The following is a 7,353-nucleotide window of genomic DNA, read 5'->3' on the forward strand; positions in this document are numbered from 1 at the left end:
GATGTCCTGATACACCGTTCGTCAGAGATGTCCTGATGCAGAAACGTCAGAGATGTCCTGATACATCACACTGCCGTTCTGGTGTATCCAGGGCTGTTTGGACACACTTTGGACACACCCCAGTGTCCGGTCTCGGCACTCATGTACGGCGACGATGACGCGCCAGGGCCCTGAGGTGATCGCAGGCGTCACCGCTGTGTCCGCGGCCGACGGGATCGGTGGGGTCGTAGAGACTCCCGCCCAAACTCAGCACCACCCCCTTAGCCGTCAGCTCGTCGGCGATGTCCCGCGCATCCCGTGATGATCTCGCCAAACGATCCAGCTTGGTGACGACGAAGGTGTCGCCCGATCGAACCGATGCCAACGCCTCCCGTAAACCGGGACGGGCACGGTTCGTGCCCGTCAGTCCGTGATCGACGAAGACCCGACTCTCATCCACTCCAAGCCGTACAAGAGCATCCCGCTGAGCAGTCAAGTCCTGTTCGGCAGTCGACACTCTCGCGTAGCCGACCTGTATCTCATTCATCAGAGCACCATCACGCAGAACCGAACCGTCCACAGCAGGATTGAGGATCGTGCGGGTCAATCGCGAGGTTATCGGTTGTAGACCTCGCGTCGGTGTGCAGCGCGTATGACGATCACCCTGAGTTCTTCGTCGAAGATGTCATAGATGACCCGGTAGTCGCCGACGCGGATGCGCCAGGCCGTGTCCTCCCCGACCAGCTTCTTTGCTCCGTGCGGTGGTGGGTCTTCCCCGAGATCGTCGACTGCATCCAACACGCGATCCCGCGCCGGTCGGGGTAGCTTCTTCACCTGCCGTGCGGCAGCGGTGGTGAAGTCGACGCGATAGCTCACGAGGAGAGGTCGCGGCGCAGCTCGTCGAGGCTGACGCGGCTGCCGTCATCGGCCGCTTTCGCCTCGCGATACGCGGCAACATCCTGCCCCATCTCGAAGGCCTCGAGTTCCTCCAGGTCCGCGACGCCGATCACCACGGCCGCGAGCTTGCCATTACGCGTGACGCCGATGCGTTCTCCGGCGTACATCGCGCGCCCCAGCACTTCCGAGAGCCGGCTACGAAGCTCCCGCGTCGAAACTTCCGTCGTCACTGTTTCCATGTGTCGATTATAGCCGCATGTTCAACTGTGTACACGATTGCGATTCTCAAACCACCGTGCGCGAAGGTGGATCCCGTTGCGATCGGTCAGGTGGTCATTGTGACTGGGTGAGTCGAGCGGTGAGGAGTTGCTGGGCATCCGCGGGGACGAGCTCGACTGGCAGCACGTACGGTGAGCGGGACGTCCTGCGGTGCAGGAACACGGCCCCATCGCGCACCGTCATGCGAGTGAATACGCTGTACGCGGTCTGGCTCCTTCTCCCCGCCGTCTCCTCAAGCATCTTCTCGGCGCCGAAGCCGGTGCCCCACTCCTCACCGATGGGGAGCTGGTTCCGGACACTCCGCACGGCGAACGCATAGAGGCACGCGTTGGATCCCGCTACGAGTACGGCCCCGGCGAGCACGTAACCAAGAAACGTGACAGGCGTGCCCGTGTTCGCTGCAGCGCCCATCCCGGCGAACACAAAGCCGGCCTCCAGCATCACCACCATGGCGACTCTCCGCGGACGGAAGAGCACGTAACGACCCACCGCACGCGAATATCTCACCGCCACCTCCGTAGTGATCAGGAGGCGGTGCTGGATGGGGACGGCCGAGTCTGTCATCGTGCCTCATACTCAGGTCAGCGCGCAACTGAATCGAATTGTGTCACCCGCCGGGCGTCAACCGTGTACGCAAGCCGATCCGCTTGCGCACCGTCCGCTTCCACAGCCCGCCGAGTGCACGCCGGAGAACGTCGCGAACTAACCTCATTCGTGAAGTAGAGGTGAGGGCAGGAGTCTCACCATGGGAAGCATCGAGCCGTACGAGAGTGCCAAGGGTCGCCGATACCGGGTGCGGTACCGCAAGCCGGATCACAGTCAGGGCGCCAAACGCGGGTTCCGCACCAAGCGGGACGCGGAACTCTACCTGGCATCGGTGGAACTGAAGAAGGCGGCAGGCGACTACATCGACTCGAGCTCCGGCCGTGTCACAGTAGGAACGCTCGGCACAGAGTGGTTCGCCACCCAGACGCACCTCAAGCCTTATGGTGCGGCAGTCACCACGATCACCTTCCCGCCGGGGTATACGCCTAACCCTCAGCACACGGACGCCTACGGCGCGACTACGAATGTGGTCTGTGGTGGCGGCAACATCGCGACTCCGGACGGATCGGCGCAAGATACTGGAGGCGATGTCGTGGCGGTGATCACCGCCACCCGAACCAGTTAGGTTGATGGATTTGGCAGGCAACTCTTCGCTACACGCAACAGAGATACTTCGGCTTGACGACAGGGGGACTGTCGACTTTCCGACATATCGAGTGACGTTTTGGAGCCTGCCGGTGGGGAGGGGGCTACCCAGTCCCTACCCCACCGCCTTCAACGCAGAGCACTGGCGGCTCAGCGAAGTCACGGATGTCCATGAAGTGCTGAGCTGGGCCAGGCGAGACGGACGAATGTTTGAGTTGTTCATCGAAAGCGCAATTCGTGATTTCGAGGTCCAGGATGTCCGAATCGCGGGGATTAACCCCACTCTTGGCGAAGAAGTGGATCCTGTCTCGTACCTATCACTTGCCGAGGACGTGACATTCGCGAGAGAGCAACTCACGGAGTCGCACGGCCAACGCTGACCAGAATCACCCGCTGCGGCCGCGTGTCGGCGGCAGATCGGTCTGGTTCTTCGGGTCGTCTGGGCGGTCGGTAAATTGGCTTCCGGAAGCGGGCTGATAGCTCACCCCCATGTCGTTTCAACGATGGCGTATCCGCATCTTCTGCGGATAACCTGCGCTTCGTCCGGTCGCGTTGCCAGCCTGATGGATGCCCGTATGGGGATCCATCATCGGGCACGTGATGGTGCTCTTTTGCCGGGCGAATCGACCCTCATGTACGGTTCATGGTCCCAAATGTACAATTGGCTCATGTCTATTGTCAGCGTTGCCGACGCGCGCAACCATCTCTCTGATGTCATCGATCGTTCTCGGAACGAGGCTGTGTTCATCGAACGTCGCGGCCGACGCGCCGCCGTCGTTGTCAGTCCTGAGCAGTACGAGCGAATGCTTGAAGCCCTTGAAGATGCCGAAGACGTCGCCTCGTTCGACGAAGCCATGGCAGAGGAAGGTGCCAATATCCCGTGGGCACAAGTGAAGGCTGACCTGGGCTGGAAGTGAGCTACCAGATCGAACTGCGCCCGGCCGCTGTCCGGGCATTGAAGCGGATCGACCACCAGGACCGCGACCGTATTCGCGGGGCAATCTCGCTCCTTGGCGAGAACCCGCGGCCGCCAGGAGCCAAAGCGCTCAAAGGCCGCCCCGGCCTCAGAGTCCGAGTCGGTGACTACCGAATCATCTACACAGTCGACGACGACATCTTGATCGTCACCGTGATCACGCTCGGCCACCGGCGCGAGGTCTACGAGCGCTGAATGCCCGCAAGAGGATCCCTCTGCGCATGATCTGTAGGGTGGCCGCATGGCACAGGTGGTGGTCTACGGGCAACGCGAGTCGCTCGCGCAGCGTCGAACGGCGCTGTCGGATGCGATCCACGAGGCGATCATGATCGCGCTCGACTACCCACCGGAGAAAAAGTTCCAGCGGTTTATCTCGCTCGACGCCGAGGACTTCATCTACCCAGAAGACCGCGGTCCGGACTACACGATCATCGAGATCTCGATGTTCGAAGGGCGTTCAGAAGGCGCCAAGCGAACCCTCATCGCGGAGTTGATCGATCGGGTTCGGACGAAGGTCGGCATCGAGCCGCACAGCCTGGAGATCACGATCTCGGAAACCCCGAAGGTGAACTGGGGCATCCGCGGACAGAACGCCGCGGATCTCGCTCTCGGGTACCGCGTCGAGGTATAGAAGCGCCGCCCGATAACGGATTCCCACCCGTGCAACTAGTTGGTTGTTGTTGCTGACTGGATCAGCCGTGGGAGCCAGGTCACATAGGTGCTGTCCGCCAGCCGCAGGCCGGGCAGATCCGCAACTGTGAACCATGCCAAGTCGTCGTGCTCGTCCGGCGCCGCGTTCATCGGGGTGCCGTCCCAACGGGTTACGAGGAAGCCGTGCAGGTTCGCATCCTCGGCATTAAAAGGGATCTCAATTGGTCGGGGTTCACGGATCGCGATCGTCAGTTCTTCGCGGCATTCTCGGCGGATGGCATCCGCAGCTGTTTCACCAAGCTCGATGTGGCCGCCGATCAGATCCCAGCAGTCGGGATACCAGCGTCGCTCGGGGTGACGGTGCCCGAGCAGGAGTTTTCCATCACGGACGATCGCGGCGACCGCAACCTCGTCTTTCGAACTTCCCGGTCTCACAGAAGGGACACTATCGCCCAGCCGGGCAGCATTCCGCCCGTAGAGCGATGGTGTAAGGAGACCAGGGCTGCCGGCCAAGTAGAACTGCTCAGCTGTTGCCTGATCGCCCAGTAGCTTGGAAACGCGTGCGAATCCTGTCTAGGGACAGTGATGAAGGCCTTCTTGATCGTGTTGCTCGTGGCAACAACAGTGCTTCTCGGAGCGCTGATCCTTTGGGTCGGCACGGGCGGCTTCAGCCATTTCCTCCGTGCTCACGGCTTTTCAGCTCGTCCTATGAGGGGGCGAACGAGGATCTGCGCGGCTCTCGGTGCGGCGGCGTCGATCGTCGTCGTGCGTACTCATCGTCACCGGCCAGCCCCATTAGGGACCGGCTATTGAGACTCTTTCGGTGGGCGCGTTGAGGGCGGCGCCGCGGCCGCCGAGATGATCCGTTCGCTCCAGCTGCGGATAGCAGCGGCCTGATCGTTGGTGAGTTGACCGGTGAAGATCCGGGACACGCTTTTCTCGTGGACGCGCAAGGCTTCCCGGAGCGCGTTTCGCCCGTCGGAACTGAGCCTCACGGCGGTGCGGCGGCCGGGAGCGCCGTCCTCGATCCGGGCGATCAACCCGCGATGCTCCATCCGCGTCAGAAGATGCGCGACCCGACTCTTTTCCCATCGAAGCGCGGCTGCGAGTTCGACGACGCGAAGCGTCGCCTCAGGTGCGCTTCCGACGGTGCGAAGGATGCTGAACTCGGCCTTGGAGACACCGGCTTCGGATCGCAGCGCCTCGTCGACGCCGTCCGCGACGAGGCGTTGCGCTTCCATCCAGGAATGCCAGAGTTCCCAGTCCGCTGCCGTCAGGGAGTGAGTGGCCATGCAGCCACCATAAGCCGAGCGAGTTGACGCATCAACTGTACGCATCCTAGAGTTGACGCATCAACTTTGGAAGGTCCGCCCTTTATGGCTCTGCGTATCGGCATCATTCTCGGAAGTACCCGGCCCGGACGTCGTGGCGCTCGGCTCGCAGCGTGGGTGCTCGACGCGGCACGTCAGCATGGCGGCGCCCAGTTCGAAATCGTCGATCTCGCCGACTACGCGCTGGGAAACCTCGACGAGCCCGGCAACCCGATCCTGGGCCAGTACACGCACGACCACACCCGCGCCTGGTCGGCCGCCGTAGCGGCATTCGACGGCTTCGTGTTCGTCGTCCCGGAGTACAACCACTCCTTCCCCGGCGCGTTGAAGAACGCAATCGACTATGTCTACAGAGAGTGGAACGACAAGGCCGCCGGCATCATCAGCTACGGCGGATGGGCGGCAGGCGTCCGCGCCGCCGAGGCCCTCCGGCTCGTCCTCGCCGAAGTCCAGGTCGCTACCGTCCGTTCGCAACCGGCTATCAACACACATGCGGGCTTCGAGACCGAAGAGTACATCCCGTCCCATGGAATCGAGCCTCTGGTCGGGACGATGCTAGACCAGCTGCTGTCATGGGCGGCGGCGCTCCAGGCGGTTCGAGCGGGGCGGGCCACCGCTGCCGCCTAATCCGTCCGTTAGGGATCCTCATCGGTGCCCCGCGCAATGGGGTGGCCAACGACTTCATCAATAGCGGCATGCGCGTAGAAGTGACAATCGCGTCGAGCGACTACTCCTTCGACTCCTCGGCGTGCGGGGAATTCGTGAAGCAGTAAGTTGCATCCAAGTCCAAGCTGATGCACCGCAGGCGGACCCTCTAGGGGGCGCTGGGATCCGGTTCGCTGTTGGACCAGTCCTTGTCCTCAGGATGGTCCGGATCGACGACATGCGAGACGGCGTTCCAGAAGACACGTAGATCCTTGCCCCCGCCGCCAAAGGCCCCCGGTGCCGCAAGGTAGTCAAGAGCCGCATCGATTCGTTCGCCCACAGGCTCAAACTAGCGCGATCCTCGGACGCGAGACCCGCTTGCTGGGGGATGTTCATCGTGCGGTCGGGACGTTGATGGTCGAGCTGACCGCACTAGCGGGATTGGATTGCATTCATTCGGCCGGCAACCAGTGAGTCTGGCAGTACCGCTTCTACCGGGGTCGCTTGGACCGTTAGAGTCCACAGCGGCGAGAGAGCGGAGTCAGCATGGGGGTGGTCCCGTCAAACGGGAGAGGAGTGGTTTGGCCGGTGCTCGCGGCTGCCAGCGGTGACAACCTCTCGAGCATCGCGGACCACTTCGGGATCACCGTGGACGAGCTCACCACCACCTCCGGCGCCTGCGGCGGCATAGTGCCCGGTAAGAGGCTCGCCCTCAGCCCCTGAGCGCGAGCAACTGATCGGCCGTGGCGGTCGGTGTCTCGTGCGGCCGCTGCACCGCTATCGCCAGCCCGTGACTATGTGACGGTGTACCCAGCCCTGCGAAGGATCGCGATGATCCGGTTGATGCTGAACCAGCTCGTGATGATCGCTTGCTCGGCCGCATTCTCGCCCCAGCTAACCCACACGCGCCGAAAGAATCGGCGCTCAAGCCTGAGCGTCAGCTTCGACGCGAAGACTTCGGTCCCCAGGACGGAGAAGGCGATGCCGTTCTGGCAGACGTCAATCTGACGAGGAAACGGCCAACTCGTATTCACTGGCACGAGGCCGGTGATCAACGACAATCCCTGTGGAGCCAGGCTCGCCAACCGCTGGCCATACTCCTCAACGAGCGGCATCGCACTCCAATCCCGGCGATGTATCGCCACACATCCAACCACGAGAGCGCGCATTCACGGCAGGAAATCGAGGCGCCCACAAGCCGATCCGCCGGGTCTGTCAGATTAACGGTGGATCTGGCCTGGCGGATTGTTAGTTGATTCGGCCTTCGAAGGTGATCGCGAAGGCGTTGAGCGCGGGTTTCCACCTCGTCACCCAGCGTGCCCGACCCCGGCCGGTTGGGACTGCTGCACGGAGAGGTGACACCTGATCTGTGGTGCCGAAGGGTGCCGCTGGGAGGATGTCATC

The 7,353-nt window shown here is 62.5% G+C and carries 13 protein-coding genes and 1 pseudogene; 6 read left to right on the forward strand and 8 right to left on the reverse strand.

What is annotated here, in order from left to right; genetic code table 11:
- Positions 1 to 202: 202 nt before the first annotated feature.
- The 4 genes and pseudogenes from ACYVI5_RS14125 to ACYVI5_RS14140 all read right to left on the reverse strand — a co-directional run.
- Positions 203 to 526 (reverse strand): annotated as a pseudogene (locus ACYVI5_RS14125) (recombinase family protein); the annotation flags it as partial.
- A gap of 68 nt (positions 527 to 594) precedes the next feature.
- Positions 595 to 855, reverse strand: a complete 261-nt coding sequence (locus tag ACYVI5_RS14130; RefSeq protein WP_460580764.1) for a type II toxin-antitoxin system RelE family toxin — start codon at positions 853 to 855, stop codon at positions 595 to 597.
- The gene (locus tag ACYVI5_RS14135; protein WP_460580765.1) at positions 852 to 1,115 is read right to left on the reverse strand and encodes a type II toxin-antitoxin system Phd/YefM family antitoxin; all 264 of its coding nucleotides are present in this window, start codon (positions 1,113 to 1,115) and stop codon (positions 852 to 854) included. The genes ACYVI5_RS14130 and ACYVI5_RS14135 overlap by 4 nt, the downstream gene beginning before the upstream one ends.
- Before the next feature lie 94 nt (positions 1,116 to 1,209).
- Complete coding sequence (locus ACYVI5_RS14140) at positions 1,210 to 1,719, reverse strand: hypothetical protein (RefSeq protein WP_460580766.1); 510 nt, start codon at positions 1,717 to 1,719, stop codon at positions 1,210 to 1,212.
- 181 nt (positions 1,720 to 1,900) lie between these two features.
- On the opposite strand from ACYVI5_RS14140, the gene ACYVI5_RS14145 reads away from it, so the two are divergent.
- From ACYVI5_RS14145 to ACYVI5_RS14160, 4 genes are all read left to right on the forward strand, one after another.
- Positions 1,901 to 2,326: an Arm DNA-binding domain-containing protein gene (locus ACYVI5_RS14145; RefSeq protein WP_460580767.1), complete on the forward strand. Its 426-nt coding sequence runs from the start codon at positions 1,901 to 1,903 to the stop codon at positions 2,324 to 2,326.
- 688 nt (positions 2,327 to 3,014) lie between these two features.
- Entirely contained in the window at positions 3,015 to 3,263 is a 249-nt protein-coding gene (locus ACYVI5_RS14150) for a type II toxin-antitoxin system Phd/YefM family antitoxin (protein WP_460580768.1), read from the forward strand.
- Positions 3,260 to 3,517, forward strand: coding sequence for a type II toxin-antitoxin system RelE family toxin (locus tag ACYVI5_RS14155; protein WP_460580769.1), 258 nt, complete (start codon positions 3,260 to 3,262; stop codon positions 3,515 to 3,517). Before ACYVI5_RS14150 ends, ACYVI5_RS14155 begins: the two co-directional genes overlap by 4 nt.
- 46 nt (positions 3,518 to 3,563) lie before the next feature.
- Positions 3,564 to 3,953: a tautomerase family protein gene (locus tag ACYVI5_RS14160; protein ID WP_460580770.1), complete on the forward strand. Its 390-nt coding sequence runs from the start codon at positions 3,564 to 3,566 to the stop codon at positions 3,951 to 3,953.
- A gap of 35 nt (positions 3,954 to 3,988) precedes the next feature.
- Here ACYVI5_RS14160 and ACYVI5_RS14165 read toward each other — a convergent pair whose 3' ends face one another.
- Both ACYVI5_RS14165 and ACYVI5_RS14170 read right to left on the reverse strand, forming a co-directional pair.
- Entirely contained in the window at positions 3,989 to 4,408 is a 420-nt protein-coding gene (locus ACYVI5_RS14165; protein WP_460580771.1) for an NUDIX hydrolase, read from the reverse strand.
- 371 nt (positions 4,409 to 4,779) lie between these two features.
- A complete protein-coding gene (locus ACYVI5_RS14170) occupies positions 4,780 to 5,265 on the reverse strand; it encodes a MarR family winged helix-turn-helix transcriptional regulator (RefSeq protein ID WP_460580772.1) in 486 nt (161 codons plus the stop codon).
- Between the two features lie 84 nt (positions 5,266 to 5,349).
- On the opposite strand from ACYVI5_RS14170, the gene ACYVI5_RS14175 reads away from it, so the two are divergent.
- Complete coding sequence (locus ACYVI5_RS14175) at positions 5,350 to 5,931, forward strand: NADPH-dependent FMN reductase (protein ID WP_460580773.1); 582 nt, start codon at positions 5,350 to 5,352, stop codon at positions 5,929 to 5,931.
- A 187-nt stretch (positions 5,932 to 6,118) separates the two neighbouring features.
- Here ACYVI5_RS14175 and ACYVI5_RS14180 read toward each other — a convergent pair whose 3' ends face one another.
- Positions 6,119 to 6,289 (reverse strand): hypothetical protein, encoded by a 171-nt coding sequence (locus ACYVI5_RS14180; protein WP_460580774.1) that lies wholly within the window; start codon positions 6,287 to 6,289, stop codon positions 6,119 to 6,121.
- Positions 6,290 to 6,537: 248 nt separating this feature from the next.
- Between ACYVI5_RS14180 and ACYVI5_RS14185 the strand changes: the two genes are divergently transcribed.
- Complete coding sequence (locus ACYVI5_RS14185) at positions 6,538 to 6,672, forward strand: LysM peptidoglycan-binding domain-containing protein (RefSeq protein ID WP_460580775.1); 135 nt, start codon at positions 6,538 to 6,540, stop codon at positions 6,670 to 6,672.
- Positions 6,673 to 6,743: 71 nt separating this feature from the next.
- On the opposite strand, the gene ACYVI5_RS14190 is transcribed toward ACYVI5_RS14185, so the two are convergent.
- Positions 6,744 to 7,064, reverse strand: coding sequence for a hypothetical protein (locus ACYVI5_RS14190; protein ID WP_460580776.1), 321 nt, complete (start codon positions 7,062 to 7,064; stop codon positions 6,744 to 6,746).
- Positions 7,065 to 7,353: the final 289 nt, after the last annotated feature.

The organism is Humibacter ginsengisoli (genome assembly GCF_054780095.1).